The organism is Pseudonocardia sp. McavD-2-B, assembly GCF_024124365.1.
Classification (GTDB): domain Bacteria; phylum Actinomycetota; class Actinomycetes; order Mycobacteriales; family Pseudonocardiaceae; genus Pseudonocardia; species Pseudonocardia alni.
Window position 1 is genome coordinate 1 of the sequence record NZ_JAMXSG010000043.1, and the last position, 26699, is coordinate 26699.

15 protein-coding genes are annotated in these 26699 nt (G+C 75.0%); 6 read left to right on the forward strand and 9 right to left on the reverse strand.

What is annotated here, in order from left to right:
• Positions 1-136 precede the first annotated feature (136 nt).
• Entirely contained in the window at positions 137-9862 is a 9726-nt protein-coding gene (locus tag NH602_RS08855) for a type I polyketide synthase (RefSeq protein ID WP_308292824.1), read from the forward strand.
• 419 nt (positions 9863-10281) lie between these two features.
• On the opposite strand, the gene NH602_RS08860 is transcribed toward NH602_RS08855, so the two are convergent.
• Positions 10282-11019 (reverse strand): response regulator transcription factor, encoded by a 738-nt coding sequence (locus NH602_RS08860; RefSeq protein ID WP_083659175.1) that lies wholly within the window; start codon positions 11017-11019, stop codon positions 10282-10284.
• 305 nt (positions 11020-11324) lie between these two features.
• On the opposite strand from NH602_RS08860, the gene NH602_RS08865 reads away from it, so the two are divergent.
• Positions 11325-12794: a GAF domain-containing protein gene (locus NH602_RS08865; protein ID WP_256494214.1), complete on the forward strand. Its 1470-nt coding sequence runs from the start codon at positions 11325-11327 to the stop codon at positions 12792-12794.
• Positions 12795-12814: 20 nt separating this feature from the next.
• Here NH602_RS08865 and NH602_RS08870 read toward each other — a convergent pair whose 3' ends face one another.
• The 4 genes from NH602_RS08870 to NH602_RS08885 form a co-directional block, all read right to left on the reverse strand.
• Positions 12815-16618, reverse strand: a complete 3804-nt coding sequence (locus tag NH602_RS08870) for an ABC transporter ATP-binding protein (RefSeq protein ID WP_253067540.1) — start codon at positions 16616-16618, stop codon at positions 12815-12817.
• 460 nt (positions 16619-17078) lie between these two features.
• A complete protein-coding gene (locus NH602_RS08875; protein WP_253067534.1) occupies positions 17079-17939 on the reverse strand; it encodes a hypothetical protein in 861 nt (286 codons plus the stop codon).
• On the reverse strand, positions 17939-18880 hold the full coding sequence (locus NH602_RS08880) for an ATP-binding cassette domain-containing protein (RefSeq protein WP_253067535.1): 942 nt from the start codon (positions 18878-18880) through the stop codon (positions 17939-17941). The genes NH602_RS08875 and NH602_RS08880 overlap by 1 nt, the downstream gene beginning before the upstream one ends.
• A 142-nt stretch (positions 18881-19022) precedes the next feature.
• Positions 19023-19160 (reverse strand): hypothetical protein, encoded by a 138-nt coding sequence (locus NH602_RS08885; protein ID WP_253067536.1) that lies wholly within the window; start codon positions 19158-19160, stop codon positions 19023-19025.
• 406 nt (positions 19161-19566) lie between these two features.
• Between NH602_RS08885 and NH602_RS08890 the strand changes: the two genes are divergently transcribed.
• The 3 genes from NH602_RS08890 (at position 19567) to katG (ending at position 23883) form a co-directional block, all read left to right on the forward strand.
• Positions 19567-21126: a long-chain-fatty-acid--CoA ligase gene (locus NH602_RS08890; RefSeq protein ID WP_100878627.1), complete on the forward strand. Its 1560-nt coding sequence runs from the start codon at positions 19567-19569 to the stop codon at positions 21124-21126.
• 98 nt (positions 21127-21224) lie between these two features.
• Positions 21225-21644, forward strand: a complete 420-nt coding sequence (locus NH602_RS08895; RefSeq protein WP_073578604.1) for a Fur family transcriptional regulator — start codon at positions 21225-21227, stop codon at positions 21642-21644.
• Positions 21637-23883 (forward strand): catalase/peroxidase HPI, encoded by a 2247-nt coding sequence (gene katG / locus NH602_RS08900; protein ID WP_374210146.1) that lies wholly within the window; start codon positions 21637-21639, stop codon positions 23881-23883. Before NH602_RS08895 ends, katG begins: the two co-directional genes overlap by 8 nt.
• Positions 23884-24085: 202 nt before the next feature.
• Here the strand turns inward: katG and NH602_RS08905 are convergent, their stop codons facing one another.
• The 4 genes from NH602_RS08905 to NH602_RS08920 form a co-directional block, all read right to left on the reverse strand.
• Entirely contained in the window at positions 24086-24280 is a 195-nt protein-coding gene (locus NH602_RS08905) for a hypothetical protein (RefSeq protein ID WP_062397453.1), read from the reverse strand.
• Positions 24277-24888: a helix-turn-helix domain-containing protein gene (locus NH602_RS08910; RefSeq protein ID WP_253067537.1), complete on the reverse strand. Its 612-nt coding sequence runs from the start codon at positions 24886-24888 to the stop codon at positions 24277-24279. Before NH602_RS08910 ends, NH602_RS08905 begins: the two co-directional genes overlap by 4 nt.
• A gap of 207 nt (positions 24889-25095) precedes the next feature.
• The gene (locus tag NH602_RS08915) at positions 25096-25671 is read right to left on the reverse strand and encodes a triacylglycerol lipase (RefSeq protein WP_253067538.1); all 576 of its coding nucleotides are present in this window, start codon (positions 25669-25671) and stop codon (positions 25096-25098) included.
• Positions 25672-25714: 43 nt separating this feature from the next.
• Positions 25715-26092 carry a DUF5997 family protein gene (locus tag NH602_RS08920; protein WP_062397456.1) on the reverse strand — a complete coding sequence of 126 codons (378 nt, stop codon included), beginning with the start codon at positions 26090-26092 and terminating at the stop codon, positions 25715-25717.
• Between the two features lie 93 nt (positions 26093-26185).
• Here NH602_RS08920 and NH602_RS08925 point away from each other — a divergent pair.
• Positions 26186-26699 (forward strand): LysR substrate-binding domain-containing protein (locus NH602_RS08925; protein WP_253067542.1); only part of this gene is annotated, 514 nt, incomplete at its 3' end.

Below are 26699 nucleotides of genomic sequence, written 5' to 3' on the forward strand. Positions count from 1 at the left end.
CGACGTCCTCCAGCAGCGCCGCGGTGCCCGGCGGGCGGGCGCCGGCGACCTTGGCGTAGAGCGCCTTGCGCAGCGTCCACAGCCCGGCCTTCGCGACCGGGTCCGCTGATGCACCGCCGACGGTGACCCCGCCCACGTGCTGTCCCTGCTGCCGCTCGACGAGCGCCCCGCTGCGGGCGCCGCCCCGCTGACCCGCGGCCTCGCCCTGACCGTCGCGCTCGTCCAGGCCCTCGCCGACGCCGACGCCGGTGACGGCACCGGGACGACCGCACGGCTGTGGACCGCGACCCGCGGCGCCGTCTCCACCGGTCCCGCCGACCCGGTCACCCACCCGGTGCAGGCCACCGCATGGGGCCTGGGCCGCAGCGTCGCTCTGGAGCACCCGCGGCTGTGGGGCGGCCTGGTCGACCTCCCGGCCGAGCTGGACCCGCGCAGCGCCCAGCGCCTCGCGGGGGTGCTCGCCGACAAGGACACCCCGGACGGGGAGGACCAGGTCGCGTTGCGCGCCGCCGGTGTGTCCGGGCGCCGGCTCGTCCGGCACACCGTCGACGCGCTGCCGCCCGCCACCGCGTTCACCGCGACCGGCTCGGTCCTGGTCACCGGTGGTACCGGTGGGCTCGGCGCCGAGGTCGCCCGATGGCTGGCCCGCTCCGGCGTGGCCCACCTGGTGCTCACCAGCCGTCGTGGCCCCGACGCACCCGGGGCCGCCGAGCTGCGCGACGAGCTCACCGCGCTGGGCGCCTCGGTCGCGATCGAGGCCTGCGACGTGACCGACCGCGACGCGCTCGCCGCCGTGCTGGACGCCGTACCCGCCGACGCGCCGCTGACCGGCGTCGTGCACACCGCGGGCGTCGGCCACTACGACGCGCTCGACACCCTCGACGTCGAGGGTGTCGCCGCCCGCACGGCCGCCAAGATCGCCGGCGCCGCGCACCTCGACGACCTGCTGGCCGACCGCGAGCTCGACCTGTTCGTGCTGTTCGGCTCCGTCGCCGGGGTGTGGGGGAGCGGCGGGCAGAGCGCCTACGGCGCCGCCAACGCCTACCTCGACGCACTCGCCGCGCACCGCCGCGCCCGCGGCGCCACCGCCACCAGCATCGCCTGGGGCCCGTGGGCCGGGTCCGGCATGGCCACCGAGGAGTCCGTGGCCACGACCCTGCAGCGGCAGGGACTCGGCCTGCTCGACCCCGGCCCGGCCATGACCGAGCTGCGGCGCGCCGTCGTCGACGCCGACACCCAGGTCACCGTCGCCGACGTCGACTGGGACCGCTACGCACCGCTGTTCACCTCGGCCCGGCCGAGCGCACTGATCGCCGGTCTCGCGGACCTCGCGGAGCCGGAGTCCGGCGTCGCCGCCACCGAGATCGTCACCCGGGTCCGCGCCCTCGACGAGCCCGCCGGGATGCGCCTGCTCACCGAGCTGGTCCGCGGTGCGGCCGCGGCCGTGCTGGGCCACGGGTCGGCCGAGTCCGTCGCCGGGTCGCGCGCGTTCCGCGACCTCGGTTTCGACTCGCTGACCGGGGTCGAGCTGCGCAGCCGTCTCGCCGCCGCGACCGGCCTGACGCTGCCCAGCACGCTGGTGTTCGACCACCCGAGCCCGCTGGAGCTCGCCCGGCACCTGCGTGCCGAGATCCTCGGCACCGCGGCGGAGGGCACCGGCCCGGTCGCCGTCGGCGCCGCCGACGCCGAGCCGATCGCGATCATCGGCATGGCCTGCCGGTTCCCCGGCGGCGTCTCCTCGCCGGAGGCGCTCTGGGACCTGGTCACCTCCGGTACCGACGCGATCTCCGACTTCCCGGTCAACCGTGGCTGGGACACCGCCGCGCTGTTCGACCGCGACCCGGACCGCCCCGGGACCACCTACTCCACCCAGGGCGGGTTCCTGCACACCGCCGACGAGTTCGACCCGTCGTTCTTCGGCATCTCGCCGCGCGAGGCGCTGGTGATGGATCCGCAGCAGCGGCTGCTGCTGGAGACCACCTGGGAGTCCTTCGAGCGGGCCGGGATCCGGCCCGACACCGTGCGCGGCAGCCTGACCGGCACCTTCATCGGGTCCAGCTACCAGGAGTACGGCCTGGGTGCCGGTGACGGCGCCGAGGGTCACCTGGTCACCGGCACCAGCCCCAGCGTGCTGTCCGGCAGGCTGTCCTACGTGTTCGGGCTGGAGGGCCCGGCCGTCACCGTCGACACGGCGTGCTCGTCGTCGCTGGTGGCACTGCACCTGGCCTGCCAGTCGCTGCGCAACGGGGAGAGCACCCTCGGCGTCGCCGGCGGCGCCACCGTCATGACCACCCCCAACCCGTTCATCGCGTTCAGCCGCCAGCGCGCGCTGGCCCGCGACGGCCGCTGCAAGGCCTTCTCCGACGACGCCGACGGCATGACCCTCGCCGAGGGCGTGGGCATCGTGCTGGTCGAACGCCTCTCCGACGCCGAGCGCCACGGCCACCCGGTCCTCGCGGTGATCCGCGGCTCCGCCATCAACCAGGACGGCGCCTCCAACGGCCTGACCGCCCCGAACGGGCCCTCCCAGCAGCGGGTCATCCGCCAGGCACTGGCCAACGCCGGGCTCGAGCCCGACGACGTCGACGCCGTCGAAGCGCACGGCACCGGCACCCCGCTGGGCGACCCGATCGAGGCCCAGGCCCTGCAGACCACCTACGGCCGCGACCGCGACCCGGCGCGTGCGCTGCTGCTGGGCTCGGTGAAGTCCAACATCGGGCACACCCAGTCCGCCGCGGGCGTCGCCTCGGTGATCAAGACGGTGATGGCGCTGCGGCACGGGGTGCTGCCCCGCACGCTGCACGCCGACGAGCCGTCCTCGCACGTGGACTGGTCGGCCGGCAGCGTCGAGCTGCTCGCCGAGCAGACCGCATGGCCGGAGACCGGTCGCCCCCGCCGGGCCGCGGTGTCGTCGTTCGGGATCAGCGGCACCAACGCCCACACCGTGCTGGAGCAGGCGCCCGAGGCCGCCCCGGTGGCCCCGTCGGGGCCCGTCCTGCCGTCGGCGCCGGAGCCGGTCCTGCCGTGGGTGCTCGGCGCCCGCGGTGCCGCCGCGCTGCGCGGCCAGGCCGACCGCCTGCTCGCCCACCTCGAGACGACCGACGCCCGCCCCGCCGACATCGGGTTCTCCCTGGTGAGTGCGCGGATGCCGTTCGAGCACCGCGCCGTCGTCGTCGCGACCGACCCCGCGGACCGGGCGGCCGGGCTGCGCGCGGTCGCCGCCGACGGCCCGTCCGGCGTCGTCGCCCGCGGCGTCGCCGACGTCGAGGGCCGCACCGTGTTCGTCTTCCCCGGCCAGGGATCGCAGTGGCTCGGGATGGGCGCACGCCTGCTCGAGGAGTCCCCGGTCTTCGCCGACCGGGTCGCCGAGTGCGCCGAGGCCCTCGCCGAGTTCACCGACTGGTCGCTCGACGACGTGCTCCGCGGCGCCGAGGGGGCGCCGCCCGTCGAGCGGGTCGACGTCGTCCAGCCCGCCACCTTCGCCGTCATGGTCGGACTGGCCGCGCTGTGGCGCGCGCACGGCGTCGAGCCCGACGCGGTCGTCGGCCACTCCCAGGGCGAGATCGCCGCCGCCGTCGTCTCCGGTGCGCTGTCGCTGCGCGACGGCGCCCGGGTGGTCGCGCTGCGCAGCCGGGCGATCGCGCGGTCGCTGGCCGGGCGCGGCGGCATGATGTCGGTCGCGCTGCCGGTCGCCGACGCCGAGGGGCACCTCGCCGGCTACGAGGGCCGGGTGTCGGTGGCCGCCGTCAACGGCCCCCGTTCCGCGGTGCTCGCCGGCGAGCCCGACGCGCTCGACGAGCTGCTCGCCGCGTTCGACGCCGCCGACGTCCGCGCCCGCCGGATCGCGGTGGACTACGCCTCGCACTCGCACCAGGTCGAGGACCTGCGCGACGAGCTCGCCACGACCCTCGCCGGGCTCGCCCCGCAGCCGTCGCAGGTGCCGGTGTTCTCCACGGTCACGGGCGACTGGCTCGACACGACCACGATGGACGCCTCCTACTGGTACGAGAACCTGCGCAACCGGGTCCGGTTCGCCGACGCGGTCGAGGCCCTGCAGGCCGCCGAGTACCGCACGTTCGTCGAGTCGAGCCCGCACCCGGTGCTGTCGATGTCGGTGCAGGACGTGCTCGACGACGCCGGCGTCACCGGTGTCGCGGGTGGCACGCTGCGCCGTGACCAGGGCGGCTACGACCGGTTCGTGCTGTCCGCGGCGGAGCTCTACGTCCGTGGGGCGGCCGTCGACTGGACCCGGGTCTTCGACGGGACCGGCGCGTCCCGCACCGACCTGCCCACGTATGCGTTCGCCCACGACCAGCTGTGGGTCCTGCCCCCCGTGGTCACCGCCGCCGCCGACCCGCAGGACGAGGCGTTCTGGGCCGCGGTCGAGGACGGCGACCTCACCGCCCTGACCACCACCCTGGACACCGACCCGGACGCGGTCGCCGCGGTCCTGCCCGCGCTGGTGAGCTGGCGCCGGGGCCGCCGGGACCGCTCCACCCTGGACTCCTGGCGCTACCGCGTGGCTTGGAACCCGGCCGGGTCGCTGCCGCAGCGGACCCTGGACGGCACCTGGCTCGTCGTCTCGGCCGAGGGGACCGACGACGCCGAGGTGGCCGGTGCGCTGGCCGCACACGGGGCCGACGTCCGCCACGTCGTCCTCGACGAGAGCTGCACCGACCGCGCCGTCCTGGCCGGGCGCCTCGCCGCGGCGACCGGGGACGACTCCGGCGCCGACCCGGGTGCCGTCTCGGGGATCGTCTCGGTGCTGGCCGAGGCCGACACCACGACCGTGCCGCGGACCGGCCTGGTCACCGGAGTGGCGCTGACCGTCGCGCTGATCCAGGCACTGGGCGACAGCGGCATCGACGCGCCGATGTGGGCACTGACCCGCGGCGCCGTCGCCACCGGACGCGCCGACGAGGTCACCGCCCCGGGCCAGGCCCAGGTCCTGGGCATCGGCTGGACCGCTGCGCTGGAGCACCCCCAGCGCTGGGGCGGGACGATCGACCTGCCCACCGCCCTGGACGAGCGCGCCGCCGCGCGGCTGGTCGCCGTCCTCGCCGGGGAACTGGGCGCCGAGGACCAGCTCGCGCTGCGTCCCACCGGGGTGTTCACCCGGCGGATCGTGCGGGCCGAGCCCGCGGGCGCCCGGCCGGCCCGGACGTGGGACCCGCGGGGGACCACGCTGGTCACCGGCGGGTCCGGCACCCTCGCGCCGCACCTGGCGCGACGGCTGGTCGAGCGCGGGGCCGAACACGTCGTGCTGCTGTCGCGCCGGGGCCCCGAGGCCCCCGGCGCGCAGGAGCTGCTCGCCGAGTTCGCCGGCAGCGACACCACGGTCGAGGCCGTGGCCTGCGACATCACCGACCGCGCCGCCGTCGCGGGTCTGCTGGAGCGGCTCGACGCCCACGGCGCCACGGTGCGCACCGTCCTGCACACCGCCGCCACCATCGAGCTCGCCACCCTCGACGCCACGACCCAGGAGGAGCTCGCCCGGGTACTGCACGCCAAGGTCACCGGCGCGCAGGTGCTGACCGAGCTGCTCGACGAGCGGGGCGGCGACCCCGCCGAGGTGGTCCTGTTCTCCTCCACCGCGGGCATGTGGGGCAGCGGGGCGCACGCCGCCTACGTCGCGGGCAACGCCCACCTCGCCGCCCTCGCCGAGCACCGGCGGGCCCGCGGCCTGCCCACCACGTCGATCGCCTGGGGCATCTGGGCCGACGACCTGAAGCTCGGCCGGGTCGACCCGGCCGCCATCCGGGGCAGCGGCCTGGTGTTCATGGACCCGCAGCTCGCGCTGAACGGGCTCGAACGGGCCCTCGACGACGCCGAGACCGTCGTCGCGGTCGCCGACGTCGACTGGGACACCTACCACCCGGTCTACACCTCCGGACGGCCCACACGGCTCTACGACGAGATCCCCGAGGTCGTGGCGCTCACCGCCGCCGCGGAACGGACCGCGGGCACGGTCGCCGAGGGCTCGTTCGCCGCCACGCTGGACGGGCTGACCGACGCCGAGGCGCTGCGCCGGGTCCTCGACGTGGTCCGGGCCGAGGCCGCCGGCGTGCTCGGGATGGCCTCCGCCGACGACCTCACCGACCAGCGGGCGTTCCGCGACGTCGGGTTCGACTCGCTGACCGCCGTCGCGCTGCGGAACCGGCTCGCCTCGGTCACCGGCCTGACGCTGCCCTCGACGATGGTCTTCGACCACCCGACACCCGCGGCGCTCGCCGAGTTCCTGAGGGCCGAGCTGGCCGGGGCCACCCCGGTCGCGGCCGGCGCCGGGTCCACCGCGGCCGCCCAGGACCAGGACGACCCGATCGTCGTCGTCGGCATGAGCTGCCGCTACCCCGGCGGGGTCGCCTCCGCCGAGGACCTGTGGCGGGTCGCCCTCGACGAGGTCGACGCGATCTCCGGGTTCCCCGACGACCGCGGCTGGGACGCCGCATCGCTCTACGACCCGGACCCCGACCGGGCCGGGCACACCTACTCGACGCAGGGCGGGTTCCTGCGCGACGTCGCCGACTTCGACCCCGGGTTCTTCGGGATCTCGCCGCGCGAGGCGCTGTCGATGGACCCGCAGCAGCGGCTGCTGCTGGAGACCACCTGGGAGGCCTTCGAGCACGCCGGCATCGACCCGACCGCGCAGCGTGGGAGCCGGACCGGCACGTTCATCGGCGCCAGCTACCAGGACTACGCCTCCGGGGCGCCCGCCGCCGAGGGGGCCGAGGGCCACATGATCACCGGCACGCTCCCGAGCGTGCTGTCCGGGCGGGTCAACTACCTGTTCGGCTTCGAGGGCCCGGCCGTCACCCTGGACACCGCGTGCTCGTCGTCGCTGGTCGCGATGCACCTGGCGTGCCAGTCGCTGCGCACCGGGGAGAGCACCCTCGCCCTGGCCGGCGGCGTCAGCATCATGTCCACCCCGATGTCGTTCGTCGGGTTCAGCCGCCAGCGCGCCCTCGCCGAGGACGGCCGCTGCAAGGCCTACGCCGACGGCGCCGACGGCATGACACTCGCCGAGGGCGTCGGCCTGGTCCTGCTGGAGCGACTGTCCGACGCGGTCCGCAACGGGCACGAGGTACTGGCCGTCGTGCGTGGCTCGGCGGTCAACCAGGACGGTGCCTCCAACGGGCTCACCGCGCCCAACGGCCCGTCCCAGCAGCGCGTCATCCGCCAGGCGCTCGCCGGGGCCGGGGTCGCACCGGAGGAGATCGACGTCCTGGAGGGCCACGGGACCGGCACCGCGCTGGGCGACCCGATCGAGGCCCAGGCGCTGTTCGCGACCTACGGGCGGGACCGGGACACCGACCGGCCGCTGCTGCTCGGGTCGGTGAAGTCCAACATCGGGCACACCCAGATGGCCTCCGGCGTCGCGAGCGTGATCAAGCTGGTCCGTGCGCTGCAGGAGGGCGTCGTCCCCAGCTCGCTGCACATCGACCAGCCCTCCACGCACGTCGACTGGTCCTCCGGGGCGATCGACCTGCTCACCGAGCGCACCGCGTGGCCCGAGACCGGCCGCCCGCGCCGGGCGGCGGTGTCGTCGTTCGGGATCAGCGGCACCAACGTGCACACGATCCTCGAGCAGGCCCCGGCCGTCCCCGCCGCCGCACCCGCCGTGCCGCTCCCGGACGACGTCGCGGTCCCGGTGCTGGTCTCCGGCCGCGGCGAGACCGCGCTGCGCGACCAGGCCGGCCGCCTGCTGGACATGCTCGACGAGCGGCCGCAGCTGCGGCCTGCCGAGCTGGCGCACGCGCTGGGCACCACCCGCGCGGCCCTGGAGCACCGGGGCGCCGTGGTCGCCTGCGACCGCGACGAGCTGGTCCGCGGCCTCACCGCGCTGCGCGACGGCGGCACCGCCCTCGGAACCGTCCGGGGCACCGCCGGTCGTGGCCGCACCGCATTCCTGTTCACCGGACAGGGCAGCCAGCGGGCCGGGGCGGGCGCCGAGCTGTACGCCCGGTACCCGGTGTTCGCCGACGCCCTCGACGACGTCGCGGCCCGGCTGGACGCCGACGCCGCCGGCCCACCGCTGCGCGATGTCCTGTTCGCCGAGCCCGGCTCCGCCGAGGCCGCCCTGCTGGAGCGCACCGGGCACGCCCAGCCCGCGCTGTTCGCGCTCGAGGTCGCGCTGTTCCGGCTCCTCGAGTCGTGGGGCGTCGTCCCCGACCTGCTCGCCGGGCACTCGATCGGCGAGATCGCCGCCGCGCACGTCGCGGGCGTCCTGTCCCTCGACGACGCCTGCACCCTGGTGGCCGCCCGCGGCCGGCTCATGGAGGCGCTGCCCGCAGGGGGCGCGATGGTCGCCGTCGAGGCGGCCGAGGACGAGGTGGCGCCGCTGCTCACCGACGGCGTCGGCATCGCCGCGGTGAACGGCCCGACCGCGGTCGTCGTCTCCGGCGACGCCGACGAGGTCGACGCGGTCGTCGCCCGGCTCGCCGCGCAGGGCCGGCGCACCCACCGGCTGCGGGTCTCCCACGCGTTCCACTCGCCGCTGATGGAGCCGATGCTCGACGAGTTCCGGGCCGTGGTCTCGGGGCTGGACTACGCCGCGCCGGTGATCCCGATCGTCTCGACCGTCACCGGAGCCCTCGCCACCGCCGACCGGCTCACCGACCCCGGCCACTGGGTCGAGCACGTCCGGGCCACCGTACGTTTCGCCGACGGGGTCGCCACCCTTGCCGGGCAGCACGACGTGCGCACCTTCGTCGAGCTCGGACCGGACGGCGTGCTGTCCGCGGCCGCGCGCGACACCGTCGGCGACGAGCCGGGCACCGCGCTGCTGGCGCTGCTGCGCAAGGACCGCCCCGAGGTGCGCACGGTGCTCGCCGCGGTCGCCGGCGCCCACTGCCACGGCGCCCGCCTCGACCGGCGGGCGTTGCTCGCCGGGTACGGCCACGGGCGGGTCGCCCTCCCGTCGTATGCGTTCCAGCGAGAGCGGTACTGGCCGGAGACGGCGGCCGCCGCCGTGCCCGAGGGCACCGGTGCCGACGCCGAGTTCTGGGCCGCCGTCGAGCGCGACGACGTCGAAGGACTGGTCGGCTCGCTCGGCCTGGACGACGCCACCGTCTCCGCGATGGTCCCCGCGCTGACCGCATGGCGTCGCCGCCGCGGCGAGCAGGCCACCCGGGACGGCTGGCGCTACCGCATCACCTGGGCCCCGCGCGGCGGGTCCCCGGCCGGCGGCGACCTCGACGGCCGCCGCCTCGTGCTGGTCCCGCAGACCTACCGCGACGACGCGACCGCCGCGTGGGCCGCCGATGTCGAGGCCGCCCTCGGCGGGGGCGGGCTCGAGCGCGTCACCGTGACCGGCACCGACCGCGCCACGCTGGCCGCGGCGGTCACCGCGGCCGCGGGGGAGGGCCCGGAGTTCGCGGGCGTCCTGTCCCTGCTGCCGTTCGCCGACGGCGACGCCGGACACCCCGGCGTGCCCGCCGCGCTGAGCCTCACCACGACCGCCGTCCAGGCACTCGGCGACGCCGGTGTCGACGCCCCGCTGTGGACCGTCACCCGGGGTGCGGTGGCCGTCGGACGCTCCGAGGAGGTCACCGAGCTGGACCAGGCCGCCGTCTGGGGTCTGCTGCGGACCGCCGCCCTGGAGCTCCCCGGCCGGATCGGCGGCACCGTCGACCTGCCCGCCGTGGTCGACGCACCGGCCGCCCGCCGGCTGCGCGGCGTGCTCGCCGCGACCGACGGCGAGGACGCGGTCGCCGTGCGGGCCTCCGGGGTCTTCCTGCGCAGGCTCGTGCACGCACCCGCCCGCGCCGGGGCCACACCGGCCCCGGCGCCCAGGCCGATCACCGCACCGGCGCGGAGCATCCCGCGCCGGTCGAGCACGGCCTGCATGACGTCACCGAAGTAGGCGTTCGACGACGGGTTGGGCTCGGGCCGGGAGCAGGCGTCGCCGCACCGGTAGCGGCAGGTGAGGCCCTGACGTCCGTGCCGAACGCGGTCGAGGAGCGGGAGGGCACGGCGGGGGCCGGCCTGGGGGGCGTCGCCGGGGCAGCTGTGGGCCACGGTCGTCCTCCTGGGGTCGTGGTGGGATGACGCGGTCCGGTCCGGTCCGTTCGGAACCGTCCGTTTCCTCCGCATCCCAACACCCCCGTTCTCCCGTGGGGTGAGGAGAAGATGGCCGCCGGGTGAACGCGTCCCCGGAAGGGGTGGTGTCGACCACGCAACGCGACCGGCGCGGCCACCCCACGGGTGACCGCGCCGGTCGCGCGTGTGCTGGACGAGGGCACGGACCGGGGCGGGCGGTTGCCTCGCCCCGGCCCGGCGGGATCAGACGATGCCCTGGCGGGCGGCGGTGTAGACGATCTCGGTGCGACGACGGACCTCGAGCTTGTCGCGCAGGTTCCGCACGTGGAACTTCACGGTGGCCTCGGAGATCCGCAGCCGGGTCCCGATCTCGCGGTTGGACAGGCCGACGGCGAGCAGCCGCAGGACCTGGTTCTCGCGGTCGGTCAGCAGCGAGGTCTTGCAGAGGTCCGGCGTGGGCGACGGCGCCGGGTCGGTGTCGCGCAGCACCTGCAGCGGGCCGGCGCTCGCGGTGCCCGGGTCGAAGACGCCCTCGCCGCGCAGGACCGTGCGCAGCGCCCGCACGATCTCGGCGGTGTCGGCACCCTTGCGCAGGTAGCCGTGGACACCCAGGCGGACGGTGCGCATCATCGAGTCGCGGTCACGGCAGCCGGTCAGCACGAGGATCTTCACCCCGCGGCAGCGCTCCAGCAGCGCGCGCACCAGGTCGAGGCCGGGCCGCTCGTCACGGGCGAACTCGATGTCGACGACGATCGCGTCGGGGCGGGCGCGCTCGGCGGCCATCAGGGCGTCGCGGGGGGAGGCGGCCTCACCGGCCGGGGCCAGGTCGGGCTCGGCGGTCAGCAGGGCGCGCAGCCCGTGCCGGACGACCGGCTCGGAGTCGACGACGAGTACCCGGGCCGCACGGCGGATCACATCCGCGCCGTCGGCCCCGCGGCCGGCACGCAGATCGGTGGCCTCACGAACGGCTTCGAGCGTCATCGCTGTCCTCCGGTGGATCTGTTGCGTCATCGCAGGAACGCCACCCGGCGTCCCGATGCGGCAAACCGTAAGGAGCGCCACGTTGCCCCCACGTTGCGCGCGATCGAGCGACGTCGCATCCCGGCCCGGTCACGAGGGGTCGAGCCCCCCGAGCAGCGGGTATGCTCACGACCCCGGACCGACCACCGATTCCGGGACGGTCCCGCGCCGGCGCGGGACATCACGTGGGAGCAGGGCACGACGTGCCCCCAGCCGTGACGGGAGGCGACGTGAGCGGAGCCGAGGGCGGGACGTCCGCCGAGGAGATGGTCGCCGACGCACATCGCCTGCGGCGCATCTACGATGACGGGCTCGGCGCCGGCGGTTCGGCGGGCACCCCCCGCCCGGTCGTCTCGGACTCGTGGCAGCGCAGCCTGGCCGCGCACGTCGACCCGGAGGGCCGACTCCCCCCGCTCATCTATCTCGCCGACGAGCTGAAGGAGGTCCGGACCGGCCACCCGCTGCACGCGGTGATGCCGCTGCTCCGTTCCACCCTCGTGAGCATCGCCGACGAGGCGATGCACGTGATGCTCGTGACCGACGCCGACGGCACCGTCCTGTGGCGCGACGGCGCACACGGCCTGCTGCACTCCGCCGACGACGTCGGGCTCGTCGAGGGCACCCGCTGGGCCGAGGAGACGATCGGCACCAACGCGATGGGGACGGCGCTGGCCGTCGACGAGCCGGTCCGGATCCACTCCGCCGAGCATCTCGTCCGCACCTACCACGACTGGACCTGCGTCGCGGCCCCCGTGCACGACCCCGACACCGGCGACACCATCGGCGCGATCGACATCTCCGGGCCGCTGCACACCGTGCACCCCGCGCTGGTGCAGCTGGTGACGGCGACCGCGCACCTCGCGGAGAACCAGCTGCGGGTGCGGCTGGCGATCGCCGACGAGCGGCTGCGGGTCAAGAACATGCCGCACCTCGCGGCGTTGCGCGGCTCCGAGGGCGCCCTGCTGTCCGCGAGCGGCCGGGTCATCGCCAGCGAGCCCTACGGTCTGTTCCCCGAGCGGATCCGGCTCGACGACGGCGTCGACCGGGTGCAGCTCGGCGACGGCCGGGAGATGGCCGTCGAGAGGCTGGCCGAGGGCTACCTGCTGGTGCCGCCGTCGCGGCGGCGCGGGCGCGTCGTCCCGGCGGCGCCGACCGGTGCGCCCCGCCCGCTGGAGCTGCGCTTCACCGGCGGGGGCGGTCCGCGCGTCACCCTCGACGGCGAGGAGTTCGCCGCCACCCTGCGCCCGGCGGAGATCCTCACCGCGCTGGCGCTGCACCCCGACGGGCTCTCCGGCGAGCAGCTGACCCTGATGCTCTACGGCGAGGACGGCAACCCGACCACCGTCCGCGGCGAGATCCACCGGCTGCGGTCGTCGCTGGGCGCGGAGCTGCTGCTCACCCGCCCCTACCGGCTGGCGGCCGGGCCCCAAGCCGACTTCCTGCGGGTCCGCGCGGCGCTGCGCGACGGCCGGGTGTCCGACGCGCTCGACTCCTGCCACGGCGAGCTGCTGCCCCGCTCCGACGCGCCCGCCGTGCGCGAGCTGCGCGACGAGCTCGTGGTCGGGCTGCGGCACGCCGTGCTCGCCTCGGACGACGTCGCGCTCCTGCACCGCTTCGTCGTGCACCCGCTGGGGACCGACGACCTGGAGGCGCACGAGCTGCTGCTGGACCTGCTGGACCGGGACGACCCGCGCCGCGCCGCCGTCGCCGCACGGGCCGAGCACCTGCGGGACTGACCCGCCCCGCCGGGCGGGGCTCAGGTCTGTGCGGCCAGCGGGCTGTCCGGCTCGGGCTCCAGCTCTCCCGCGCGCCAGAGTGCCGCGTAGCGACCGCCCGCGCGGACCAGCTCGTCGTGCGTGCCCTCCTCGGCGATCCGACCGCCGGACAGCACCACGATCCGGTCCGCCCGCCGCGCGGTCTGCAGCCGGTGGGCGACGACGAACGCGGTCCGCCGCGACGCCACCCGTTCCCCCGCCGCCAGCACAGTGGCCTCGGTGGCCGGGTCCAGTGCCGCGGTCGCCTCGTCGAAGATCAGTACGTCCGGGTCGACCAGCTCGGCCCGCGCCAGCGCGACGAGCTGCCGCTGCCCCGCCGACAGGCCCTGTCCCCGCTCACCCACCGGGGTGCGGAACCCCTGTGGCAGCGACCGCACCAGGCCCAGCGCCCCGACCGCGCGGGCAGCGGCCTCGATCCGCTCCGGCGGGGCGTCCGGGCGGCCGTAGGCGATGTTCGAGGCGACGTCACCGGTGAACAGGTGCGCCTCCTGCGGGACCACCCCGAGCCGCGCGCGGTACCCGGCCAGCGGGAAGCGGCGCACGTCGACGCCGTCGACGCGGACCTGGCCGTCGCCGGTGTCGTAGAACCGGGCGATCAGCTTGATCAGCGTCGACTTGCCGGCACCGGTGGCGCCCACCAGCGCGACGGTCTCGCCCGCCCCGACGCGCAGCGACACGTCGTCGAGGGCGGGGGCGTCCACCCCCGGGTAGCGGAACGTCACGTGGTCCAGCTCGACCTCGCCGCGCAGCCGCGACGGCACGGGCGCCGGCCGCTCGGGCTCGTCCGGGACGGAGGTGGGCGTGCGCAGCAGCTCCGAGATCCGGTTCAGGCCGACCCGGGCCTGCTGGTAGCCGTCGAACACCTGCGACAGCTGCTGCACCGGGCCGAAGAACAGGGTCAGGTACAGCAGGAACGCGGTGAGCACCCCCGGGGTGATGTCCCCGCCGACGATGCGGGTCCCGCCGACGAACAGCACGACCGCCGTGGCGATGTCGGACAGGAACGCCACGAACGGGAAGTAGGTGGCGATGTAGCGCTGCGCGCGCAGCCGCGACCGGCGGTAGGCGTCGGAGCGCTCGCCGAAGCGGTCGTAGCTCAGCTCCTCGCGGACGTAGGCCTGCGCGATGCGCACCCCGGACACGTTCTCCTGCAGGTCGGCGTTGACCACGCTGACCCGCTCGCGGGCCTCGGCGTAGGCGCGGGAGGAGAACCGGCGGAACACCACGGTGCCGACCGCGAGAAGCGGCAGCAGCCAGCCCAGCGCGTACAACGCGAGCTGCGGGTCGGTGAGCACCAGCGCGGTCGCGACCCCGCCGATCGTCAGGAGGCTGACGACGGCCTGCGCCAGCCCGGTCTGCAGGAACGTGGACAGTGCGTCCACGTCGGTGGTCATCCGGGTCATGATCCGGCCGGACAGCTCGCGCTCGTAGAAGTCGAGGCCGAGCCGCTGCAGGTGCGCGTAGCTGCGCAGCCGCAGCAGGTAGAGCAGGCTCTCCCCGGCCCGGGCGGTGACCAGCGTCTGGAACCCGACGACCACCGCGTCCAGCACGACGATCAGCAGCCCGGCCAGCGCCGCCAGCAGCAGGACCCGGGTGGCGCCGTCGGCGATGCCGTCGTCGACGGCGATCCGGGCGATGCTGGGCAGGGCCAGGGTCGCCAGCGCGTCCGCGGTCATCAGCGCGACGCCGAGCACCAGCAGCCAGCGCACGGGGCGCAGCAGCGAGGACAGCCGGAACGCGGGATCGGGGGCGGTCGGGTCGTCGTCGCCGCGCAGCCGGGGGGACTCGTTCGCCGGGGGCAGCTTCGCGACGGACTCGAGCAGCTCGGGGGTCGCACTGATCCCCCCGGCCCAGCCGGCCGCGCCGCCGCCGCCGTCGCGGGTCAGGGCCCGGTCCGGGTCCTCCTCGATGCTGACCCGCGGCCACAGCTCCGGGGTGACGGCCGGGCCCGCCGGTACATCGTCGAGGACGCGGGTGCTGTTGCCGGTGCCGGTGCCGGTGCCGGTGCCGTTGCCGGTGCCGTTGCCGGCTGCCGCCTCGTGGGCGGTGGGCTCCCGGGTACCGCCGCCGAGCTCGTCGGTGGGGCCGGTGGCGAGCAGCTCCCGGAACAGCGCGCACCGGCCGCGCAGCTCGTCCTCGGTACCGGTATCGACGACCCGGCCCTTGTCCAGCACCGCGATCCGGTCGGCCAGCGCCAGGGTGGACCGGCGGTGCGCGACCAGCAGCGTGGTCCGCTCGGCGGTCAGCTCGTGCAGGGTCTCGTGGATCGCGGCCTCGGTCGCGGTGTCGACCGCGGAGGTCGCGTCGTCGAGCACGAGCACCCGCGGCCGGGTCAGCATCGCCCGGGCCAGCGCGATCCGCTGCCGCTGACCGCCGGACAGGGTCAGGCCGCGCTCGCCGACCTCGGTGTCGTAGCCGTCCGGCAGGTCCTCGACGAACGACGCCACCTGTGCGGCCTCGGCGGCGGCGCGGATCTCGTCCTCGCCGGCGTCGGGCCGGCCGTAGGCGATGTTGTTGCGGATGCTGTCGGAGAACAGGAACGCCTCCTCGAACACCACCCCCAGCTCGGCGCGCAGGTCGTGCAGCCGCAGGTCGCGCAGGTCCACCCCGCCGATCGCGAGACGCCCGGCCTGCGGGTCGTAGAAGCGGGGCAGCAGCAGCGCCACCGTCGACTTGCCCGAGCCGGGCGGGCCGACCAGGGCGAGGGTCTCGCCGGGTTCGACGCGCAGGGAGAGCCCGTCCAGGACCGGGTCGGGGGCGGCGGCGCCGTCCGGACCGGAGCCCGCGGGCTCGTAGCCGAACCGGACGTCGTCCAGCTCGACGGTCAGCGGGCCCTCGGGCAGCGCGGCCGGACGCTCCGGGTCGACGATCCCCGGTGCGGCGTCGACGATCTCGAAGACACGCTCCGCCCCGGCCCGGGTCAGCTGCGCGGTGACCACGAGCGCGCCGATCAGCCGGGCGGGCCCGACGAGCATCCCGACGTAGGTGGTGAACGCCAGGAACGTGCCGAGGTCGATCGTGCCGCGGGCGGCCATCCAGCCACCGACGCCGATCACCGCGACCTGTCCCAGGCCGGGCAGCGCGAGCAGCATCGGGTTGAGCCGCGCGGTCAGCCCGGCGGCCCGCAGCCGCTCGCCGTAGAGCCGGCGGGCCCGTCCTTCCAGCGTGGCGGTCTCGCGGGCCTCCTGCCCGAATCCCTTCACCACGCGCACGCCGGTGACGGTCTCCTCGACCTGCTGCGCGATCTCGGCGGCCCGTTGCTGCGCGGACCAGGTGGCCGGGAACAGCCTGCGCCGGATGCTGTTGGTGGCCAGGAACGCCAGCGGCAGCATGACCAGCGCGACCACGGTGAGCAGCGGCGACAGGTACAGCATCGCGATGATCGCGACGACCACCAGCACGACGGTGCCCGCCGACAGCGGCACCATCGACAGGAAGCCCTGCACCAGCTGCAGGTCGGAGATGGCCCGCGAGGCGACCTGGCCGGTGCGCAGCCGGTCCTGGCGGACGCCGTCCATACGCTGTACCGCGCCGAACACCGCGCGCCGCAGGTCGTGCTGCACGTTCAGCGCCATCTTGCCGCCGAGGTAGCGGCGCACGAACGCACCGACGAACTTCAGCACGCCCAGCACCAGGAGCCCGCCGACGACCGGCGCGAGCACGCCGGTGTCCCCGCCGATCGCGCCGTTCACGCCCTCGCGGATCAGCAGCGGACCGATCGCCTCCAGCCCGACGCCGAGCATCGACGCGACGAGCGCACCGACGGTGACGCGGCGGTGCCGCATGCAGGCCGTGGCCAGTCTGCGGATCCAGCCGGGGCGTGCGGAGGGGTGGGGAGAGGGCACGTCGCCAGGCTATGCCCGCCCCCCGACAACCGGCCCGGCGACGCCGCCCGGCACGGAGCCGGCGGGCACCCGCCGTCCACGGCGGCCGCTCCCCGCACCGCCCACCTCGCACGGGTTCCGGCGACGTCGCAGACCGTGCAGGGGCTGCGAGGTGGAGCGAACCCGTGCGAGGTGGGCCGGGCTGCCGGCCACCGCCTCGGCACCGCCGCACCACCCGTCGATCAGTACATGAGCGCTGCCAGGATGTGGGTGGACGACGCTCAGGTACTGATCGACGATGCCCGCAGCGGCGCTCCCCGCGGGAGGCGGGCGCAGGACCGGCGTCCTGTACGCGCGGCGGCGCCGGAGCGGGCGACGTCGGACCGAGCAGCGCCGGACCCGGGGTCCGGCGCTGCTCGTCTCAGGTGATGTCCCGCCGCGCCCCGACGACGGCGGCCAGTGCGATCCCCGCGGCCGTCCACACGGCCAGGACCAGCAGCCCGACCCAGCCGGGCGGCGGGGCACTGACCCCGGCCAGGAACTCCAGGACGAACTGCGACTGCGCCCCCAGCCCGGCCGAGCTCACGACCGGCTCCCAGATCGCGAGGTCACCGGCGTTGCCGGGCAGGAACGGCGTCAGCCGGGCGAACACCGACGGGTCGCCGAGCGAGGACCCGTCGCCCGCGCGCAGCGCCCCGGCGATCAGGTTCTCCCCGATGAGCAGGTAGCCGACGGTGAGGGCGATCGCCCCGGCCTGGTTGGTCACCAGGGTCCCGACGGCGACGCCGAGCACCCCCCACAGCGCGCACACCAGGATGCCGATCGCGCCCAGCCCGGCGAGCTGCCCGAGGTCGGGCAGCTGCTGGCCGCCGAGCGCCGCACCGCCGAGCAGCGGACCGGCCACGACGAGGAACAGCGCGTACAGCCCGGCGACGACGGCGGCGATCAGCGCCTTGGCCGCGAGCACCTGGCCGCGGGACCCGGTCAGGTAGGCCAGCGTGACGGTGCGGTGCCGGAAGTCGCCGGTGCCCAGCAGCGTCCCGAAGGCGCCGCCGACGATCGCGGTCATGGTCAGCGCCGACGCCAGCCCCGCGAGCATCAGGATCGACGAGGTGTCGGTGGCCTGCGGCACGAGCAGCTGCAGGATGCTGCCGAGCAGGCTCTGGGCCAGCGCGAGCAGCAGCACCGGCAGGAACAGCAGCCACCACACCCGGGTGGACAGGGTCTTGCGGACCTCGGCGGTCAGGACCGCGCGGAAGCGGTCGAGGCTCACGGTCGCCATCAGCGCTGCTCCTCCCCGGCGAGCAGGCGCAGGAACATCTGTTCCAGCCCGGCCCGCTCCTCGCTCATGCCGTACACGGCGACGCCCGCGGCGAGCGCCAGGTCCCCGACGCGGACCGCGTCGGCCCCGCCGACGGCCAGCACGCCGTCGTCGACGCGGTCGATCTCGGTGATCCCGTCCGTGGCGAGCGCCTCGGCCAGCCGGGCCGGGTCCGCGGCGCGCACGAGCACCCGCGAGCCGTGGCCGGCGCGCAGCTCGGCGACGGTGCCGTCGAAACGGCAGGCACCACGGTCGATGACGACCAGGCGCTGCGCGGTCAGCTCCATCTCGGCCAGCTGGTGGGAGGAGACGAGCACACTGCGCCCGGACGCGGCGAAGGCCTGCAGGAACGAGCGCAGCCAGGCGATGCCGTCGGGGTCGAGGCCGTTGCCCGGCTCGTCGAGCACGAGGATGCGCGGGTCGCCGAGCAGCGCGACGGCCAGGGCCAGGCGCTGGTTCATGCCGAGCGAGAACCCGCCCGCCGAGCGGTCCGCGGCGGCGGCCAGGCCGACCAGCGTGAGGACCTCGTCGACCCGCGAGTCGGGGACGCCGATCGCGGCGGCCGCGGCGCGCAGGTGCGCACGCGCGGTGCGCCGCGGGTGCACGCCCTGGACCTCCAGGACCGCGCCGACGACGCGGCCGGGCGAGGTCAGCGCGGAGAACGGGACGCCGTCGACGAGCGCTCGCCCGGTGCTGGGCACGACCAGGCCGAGGATCATCCGCAGCGTCGTCGTCTTGCCCGAGCCGTTGGGTCCGAGGAACCCGGTCACCGAGCCGGGCTCGACGGTGAACGACAGGTCGTGCACGGCCTCGACCGGGCCGAACCTCTTGCCCAGACCCTCGACGACGATCCGTCCGCTCCCGGCCGCCGTCACCGGGTCCGTGGACGCGGTCTCCTGCACTCCGGCCTCCCGCCGTTCTCGCGTCGCGCCCCGGTTCGCACCGGGGCATCGCCTGCCGGCCATCCTCGCCCAGCCCGGGATCCCACCGGGAGGCGGCCCCGGCGCGGGACCGGCCGGACGGCGGCGGCCGGGACCACGACCGCTACGCGGTGGCGCGCACCGCCGCTTCGACCGCCCCGGTGAGCGTGTCCAGGTAACCGTCGTCGCACGCCGCCCCGGTGACCGGCACCCGGAACAGCAGCGGAGCGATCAGGAGGTCGACCGCGGGGTCGACGTCCACGAGTTCCCGTTCGCCCCGGACGGGATGCCGACGCGCGTCCGGGGCCGGGAGGCCATCGAGGCCTGGAGGCGCACCGTGCCCGACCTCCTGACCCTCGACGGCGGCATGCCCGACCTGCGTATCCACGAGGGTGCCGACACCCTGACCGCCGAATGGTCGTCGCCCGGCCACGTCACCGACGGCCCCCGGCCGCGATCTCCTCCGTCGCGGTGGCGACCGTCGAGGGCGACCTCGTCGTGCGTACCGCGACGACATCGACCCCCTCGACCCGCGCCCCGCCTTCCGCGCCCGCCACCGACGTCTCCCGGGGGCGTGTCCGGTCCGGTCGGCACTGGCGCGAGACCGACGAAACGGACTTGAATGGCGTGCGTCACACGCTCAGCGACGAGCCCCGAGGAGCCGCCCCGTGATCGACCCGACCAGCACCGTGTCCTCCCTGCTGCGCAGCCACGCCACCGAGCGCCCGGACGACGAGGCCCTGCGCTTCGGCGACGTCCGCCGCACCTGGTCCGAGCTCGACGTCCGGGTGCGCAGGCTCGCGGCGGCCCTGCGCGCGGAGGGCATCGGTCCGGGTGACCGGGTCGCGGTACTGGACCTCAACCACCCGTCGTGCCTGGAGCTGTCGCTGGCGTGCGCGTGGATCGGGGCGGCGAACGCGGTCGTGAACTTCCGGCTCGCCCCGCCGGAGATCGTCTACGTGATCGGCGACGCGCGGGCGCGGCTGCTGCTGGTCGGCCCGGAGTTCGCCGGGGCGGTCGGGCAGCTGCGGGAGAAGCTCGGCGCGGTGGAGCGGGTGCTCCACGTGGGCGGGGAGGCCGACGAGTACGAGGCGTTCCTCGCTGCGCACGAGCCGGACACCGATCCCTACGACGCCGGCCCCGGCGACTGCTTCGTGCAGCTCTACACCTCGGGCACCACCGGGTTCCCGAAGGGCGCGATGCTCACCCACGGCGCGATGCTGGCGCACGCCGCGCACGTCGCCGCGGACTTCGAGCTGACGCCGACCGACGTCGTGCAGGTCGCGATGCCGCTGTTCCACGTCGGCGGGACCAGCTACGCCTTCCTCGCACTCGCCCAGGGCGCGCGGATCGTGATGGCCCGGATGCCCGACCCGGCGGCGCTGCTGGACATGGTCGCCGCGGAGGGCATCACGCACACGTTCTGGGTGCCCGCGCTGATGGGCGCGATGACCCAGGTGCCGGGCGCGGCCGACCGGGACTACGCGTCGCTGCGGGCGATCTCCTACGGCGCCTCGCCGATGCCGCTGCCGGTGATGCGGGCGTCGCTGGCGCTGTTCGGCCCGAAGCTGCACCAGGTCTACGGGATGACCGAGGCCTGCGGCGTGGTCAGCTCGCTGGGCCCGGAGGACCACGGGGACCCGGCCGTCGAGCACCGGCTGGTGTCGGCGGGCAGGCCGATCACCGGCTGCACGATCGAGGTGCGCGACCCGGCGACGGGCGAGCGGCTCGGCACGGACGAGCCCGGGGAGATCTGGGTGCGGACCGACCAGTTGATGAGCGGCTACTGGGACAAGCCGGAGGCGACGGCGGCGGCGATCACCCCGGACGGATGGCTGCGGTCCGGCGACGGCGGCCACATCGACGCCGACGGCTACGTCTACGTCACCGACCGGATCAAGGACATGATCGTCTCGGGCGGGGAGAACGTGTACCCGGCCGAGATCGAGCGGGTGCTCGCCGAGCACCCGACCGTCGGCGACGTCGCCGTCATCGGAGTGCCCGACGACCGGTGGGGCGAGGTCCCGAAGGCCTGCGTGGTGGCCGCGCCGGGGGCGACCGTCGACCCCGAGGAGCTGCTCGTTCACGCGCGCGCCCACCTGGCGTCGTTCAAGTGTCCGAAGACCGTCGACGTCCTGCCGGAGCTCCCCCGCAACCCGACCGGCAAGATCCTCAAGAAGGATCTCCGGGCACCGTTCTGGGCGGGCCGGGAGCGCAGCACCGTCTGACGTGGCGCCGGTCTCATACTGAGACACGCCAAAACTTGACCGACTCAAGAAAAGCGGGCAGGCTCGCCGCCGTGTCGAACGCATCGGACTACGAGGGCATGCTGCGCGCAGCGTCGCTGCGCGTGACGCGTCCTCGCCTGGCCGTGCTGCAGGCGGTGCACTCCCACCAGCACGCGGACACGGAGTCGATCATCCGTGTCGTGCGGGAGGACCTCGGGGAGGTGTCGCACCAGGCCGTCTACGACGTCCTGCGTGCGCTGCACTCCTCCGGGCTGGTCCGCAGGATCCAGCCCACCGGTTCCGTCGCGCGGTACGAGGCGCGGGTCGGTGACAACCACCACCACGTGGTGTGCCGGTCCTGTGGCGCCATCGCCGACGTCGACTGCGCCGTCGGCTCCGCACCCTGTCTCACCGCCTCCGACGACAACGGCTTCGTGATCGACGAGGCCGAGGTCGTCTACTGGGGCCGGTGCCCCGACTGCTCATCCACTGATCCCGAGAGGATGTCCCGTGTCTGACGAGCACCCCACCGTCGAGAGCGAGATGAACCGCGAGCAGGACGGCGGTTGCCCCGTCGCCGCCGGCCGCATCGCGCACCCCACCGAGGGTGGCGGCAACCAGAGCTGGTGGCCGAACCAGCTCAACCTGAAGATCCTGCGCAAGCACGCCCCCGCCTCGGACCCGATGGAGCCGGACTTCGACTACGCGAAGGAGTTCGCGACCGTCGACCTGGACGAGCTCGCCCGCGACGTCGACGCCGTCATCACCACCTCGCAGGACTGGTGGCCCGCCGACCACGGCAGCTACGCCGGGTTCTTCATCCGGATGGCCTGGCACTCGGCCGGCACCTACCGGACCTACGACGGCCGCGGCGGCGCCGGCGCCGGCATGCAGCGCTTCGCCCCGCTGAACAGCTGGCCGGACAACGGCAACCTGGACAAGGCCCGCCGGCTGCTGTGGCCGGTCAAGCAGAAGTGGGGCCGCAAGGTCTCCTGGGCCGACCTGATGGTCTTCGCGGGCAACCGCGCGCACGAGATCTCCGGCTTCCCGATGTTCGGCTTCGCCGGCGGTCGCGCCGACGTGTGGGAGCCCGAGGAGGACGTGTACTGGGGCTCGGAGAACGTCTGGCTGGGCAACGAGGCGCGCTACGGCGGCAGCAAGGACTTCGCCCACCGCGAGCTGGAGAAGCCGCTCGGCGCGTCCCACATGGGTCTGATCTACGTCAACCCGGAGGGCCCCGACGCCAGCGGTGACCCGATCGCCGCGGCCCGCGACATCCGCGAGACCTTCGGCCGGATGGCGATGAACGACGAGGAGACCGCCGCGCTGATCGTCGGCGGCCACACCCTCGGCAAGACCCACGGCGCCGCCAACCCGGACGAGAACGGCAACGTCGGCCCCGAGCCGGAGGCCGCCGACATCACCGAGCAGGGCCTGGGCTGGAAGCAGAACTTCCGGTCCGGCAAGGGCCGTGACGCCATCACCTCCGGGCTCGAGGTCATCTGGACCCGGACCCCGAACCGGTGGAGCCACGACTACCTCAAGCACCTCTACGCCTACGAGTGGGAGCTGACCGAGTCCCCGGCGGGCGCCAAGCAGTTCATCGCCAAGGACGCCCCGGAGATCATCCCCGACCCGGAGCCCGGCTACCCGAACCGCAAGCCGACGATGCTGGTCACCGACGTCGCGATGCGCGTCGACCCGTCCTACGGCGAGATCACCCGCCGCTGGCTGGACAACCCGTCCGAGTTCGAGGACACCTACCGTCGCGCCTGGTACAAGCTGACCCACCGCGACATGGGCCCGAAGGAGCGCTACATCGGCGCCTGGGTGCCGCAGGAGGAGCTCCTGTGGCAGGACCCGGTCCCGGCCGTCGACCACCCGCTGGTGGACGCCGACGACGTCGCGTCGATCAAGGCGAAGGTCCTGGAGTCCGGCCTGTCGGTGACCGACCTGGTCAAGACCGCCTGGGCCGCGGCCTCGTCGTTCCGCCAGTCGGACAAGCGCGGTGGCGCCAACGGCGGCCGCATCCGCCTGGAGCCGCAGCTGCAGTGGGAGGTCAACGACCCCGACACGCTGCGCCAGGTCGTCTCGGGGCTGGAGTCGCTCCAGTCCGACGTCAACGCCTCGCTGACCGGCGGCAAGAAGATCTCCTTCGCCGACCTGGTCGTCCTGGCCGGTGCCGCGGCGCTGGAGAAGGCCGCCAAGGACGGCGGGCACGACATCACCGTGCCGTTCGTCCCGGGCCGCACCGACGCCACCCAGGAGAAGACCGACGTCGAGTCGTTCTCCTACCTGGAGCCCACCGCCGACGGCTTCCGCAACTACCGCGGCAAGGGCCACACCCTGCCCGGCGAGTTCCTGCTCGTCGACCGCGCGAACCTGCTCGGCGTCTCCGCCCCGGAGATGACCGTGCTGGTCGGCGGCCTGCGTGTGCTGGGCGCCAACACGGGCGGGTCGACGGCCGGCGTGTTCACCGACAAGGTCGGCACGCTGACCAACGACTTCTTCACCAACCTGCTGGGCATGGATGTCCAGTGGCGTTCGGTCGCCGGTGACGACGACTCCTTCGAGGCGGTCGACGCCTCCGGGAACGTGAAGTGGACCGGCACCCGCGCCGACCTGGTCTTCGGGTCGAACTCCGAGCTCCGCGCCGTCGCCGAGGTCTACGCCTCCGACGACGCGAAGGAGAAGTTCGTCCGCGACTTCGTCGCCGCGTGGGACAAGGTCATGATGGCCGACCGCTACGACGTCTGATCGTCGCGTAGCAGCGCGTCACGACGCCCGGGCCGGGTCACCGGTCCGGGCGTCGTCGCGTCTGTGCCCTCGCCGCACACCGGGCCGGGTACCTCCGTCGAGATGCAGCTGAGGGTTGCGGCGCGCGCCCCCGCATGACCCTGAGCTGCGTCTCGACGGGTCGGGCCGGCGGTGCCGGTCGACGGGCCCCCGTGGAGGGGCGTCAGTGGTGCAGCAGCCGTGGCGCCCAGGTCCCGGCACGCGGGCGGACGGCCCACCACAGTCGGGCGTAGGCGGCGTGCAGGCCGTCGCGCATCCGCGGACGGGGACAGCGCCGGGCGAGGCGGTGCGCCTCGGCCTCGCGGTGCAGGTCCGCCATCCGCGCCCGCGCGAGACGGGCCCCGTGGTCCTCGATCACGATCCACCTCCCGGCGGCTCCGGCGGGGTGATCTCGCCGGGCGGTCGCGGGAGCCACGTGCCGAAGAAGAACTCGACCGGACGCGCGCCCGGCGGACGGGCGGACGGGTCGTGCTGCCGCTGTTCGAACCGCCGCGAGACGGCGACCAGCTCCTCGTGCAGCGCGCCGAGCTCCTCGGCGGTCATCCAGGTGGAGCCCGCCGAGAACCCGGCGCCCTCGCGCCACTCGGGCGCCTCGGCCCCGGCGCGCCGGAACCATCGCTTCATCTTCTCGGCGACCCGGTCGACGTAGACCTCCGACAGCGTCTCGGCGGCCATCGCGGTCTCGGGCTCCATGCCGTCCTCGACGCCCCAGGACTGCCCGTAGCGGACGAGCTTCCACGGCTTCTCCCGGCCGCGGCCGCCCTCGGCCGGCTCGACGAAGCCGTACTTGGCGAGGATCCCCAGGTGGTACGCGCAGCTGGCGACGCTCTCACCGGTGAGCTCGGCACACCGGGTGGCCGTCGCGGTCCGTTCGAGCCCGACCACCTCCAGCAGCTCCACCCGCAGCGGATGGGACAGCGCACGCAGCCGCGCGGGGTCGGTGAGGGTGTAGGGCTCCTTCGGCACGGGAGTCAAGATAGCTTTATCAAGACATCTTGAGCAAGAGGTCTTGACTCAAGGTCCCGACGCGCGGGGCAGCGGGTCACCCCAGCCCGTCGAACACTGCCGCGAGCCCCGAGGGCTCGGACAGCATCGGCCAGTGCCCCGTCGGGAGCGCGACGAGCGTCCACTCCGGACCACCCATCTCCGCGAACCCGGGTACGCCCGCGTCGATCAGCTCCCGGACGTCGCGGGAGCGAAGCTGCAGGCCACGACGGTCTTGGGCAGCGAGGGGTCGGGCGTCCCGCGACGCGCGCCGGTGAGCACCACCCCGGGCGGCTCGGCCACCGAGCGAGCGCGGACGTCGTCGAACACGGCGTCCGGGACGCCGGCGGTGCTGCTGCCGGCGGCGTCGAGCTCGGCACGGGCCGGCATCGGCAGCGCGCCGTGCCCGGCGAGGGTCGCCCGGGTCGCGGCCTGCCCGTCGGGCGGGGTGAAGTCCATCTGCGCGACGCCGTCGGGCAGCGGGCCGGTGTCGACGAACACGAGGTGCGCGAGCCGGCCCCGGGCGCGCTCGGCCACCGCGGCGCAGACGGGGCCCGCACCGCTGTGGGCGACCAGGACGACCGGGGCGCCCGCGTCACCGAGGGCGGTGACCACCTCGTCGACGCGGGTCTCCGCGGTCGCACCGGGATCGTGGCCGAGGTCGAGCGCGGCCACGTCGTGCCCGCCGGCGCGCAGGTCGTCCGCGACCGCGTCCCACACCGTCGCGTCGATCCAGAAACCGGGGACCAGGAGGTAGCTCGTCATGCCACGAGCCTGGCGGCGGATGAGGACGGTTCCGGTCCTCGTCCTACTTCTTCTGCTGCTGCGCCTTCAACCGTGCAGCCTCGCGCTGGCTCTCGGCGCGGGTGGCGCGCTCGCGCGCGAGCCACTCCGGCTCCTCGGACTTGATCGCGGCGATCTGCTCGGTGGTCAGCGGCTCGGTGATCCCGGCGCGGGCGAGCCCCGAGATCGACACCCCGAGCCGATCGGCGACGACCGGGCGCGGGTGCGGCCCGGTGGTGCGCAGCTCACGCAGCCACTCCGGCGGGTCGGCCTGCAGGGCGTCGAGCTCGTCGCGCGAGACGACCCCCTCACGGAAGTCGGCCGGGGTGGCGTCGAGGAGCACGCCGAGCTTCTTCGCCGCGGTCGCGGGCTTCATCGTCTGTGCGGACCTCTGGCGCGTCATGTCACCAGGCTATGCGGCTAGCCTCGACCGGTGACCGCCACGTCCTTCCACCTCGGCTACGTCCCGGGCGTCACCCCCGGCAAGTGGACCCGGATGTGGGCCGAGCGCCGCCCCGGGGTCCCCCTGGAGCTGCACACGGTGACCGCCGCCGAGGCCGCGGACCTGGTCCGCGCGGGCACGGTGGACGCCGCCGTCGCCCGGCTGCCGATCGACCGGACCGGGCTGCACGCGATCCCGCTCTACACCGAGACCACCGTGGTGGTCGTCCCGAAGGAGCACGTGGTGACCGCGGCCGACGAGGTGACCGTCGCCGACCTGGCCGACGAGATCGTCCTGCGCACCGGCGACGACACGCTCGACTGGCCCGGCGGGCCGCCCGGCCGGGCCGCGGAGTACGCCCCGCCGACGACGGCCGAGGCGGTCGAGATCGTCGCCGCGGGGGTCGGGGTGCTGGTCGTCCCGCAGTCGCTGGCCCGGCTGCACCACCGCCGGGACCTCACCTACCGGCCACTGGTCGACGCCCCGGGTTCCGGCGTCGCGCTGACCTGGCCGGACGCGGAGAACAGCGACCTGATGGAGGAGTTCATCGGGATCGTGCGCGGCCGCT

Bases quoted from the DNA above. Each gene is read 5' to 3' on its own strand.
- NH602_RS08875 (WP_253067534.1), bottom strand. From the start codon at position 17,939: ATGGCGACCGTGAGCCTCGACCGCTTCCGCGCGGTCCTGACCGCCGAG.
- NH602_RS08860 (WP_083659175.1), bottom strand. From the start codon at position 11,019: ATGACGCTCGAAGCCGTTCGTGAGGCCACCGATCTGCGTGCCGGCCGC.
- NH602_RS08895 (WP_073578604.1), top strand. From the start codon at position 21,225: ATGCTGCGCGCAGCGTCGCTGCGCGTGACGCGTCCTCGCCTGGCCGTG.
- NH602_RS08915 (WP_253067538.1), bottom strand. From the start codon at position 25,671: ATGACGAGCTACCTCCTGGTCCCCGGTTTCTGGATCGACGCGACGGTG.
- NH602_RS08870 (WP_253067540.1), bottom strand. From the start codon at position 16,618: ATGCGGCACCGCCGCGTCACCGTCGGTGCGCTCGTCGCGTCGATGCTC.
- NH602_RS08865 (WP_256494214.1), top strand. From the start codon at position 11,325: ATGGTCGCCGACGCACATCGCCTGCGGCGCATCTACGATGACGGGCTC.
- NH602_RS08920 (WP_062397456.1), bottom strand. From the start codon at position 26,092: ATGACGCGCCAGAGGTCCGCACAGACGATGAAGCCCGCGACCGCGGCG.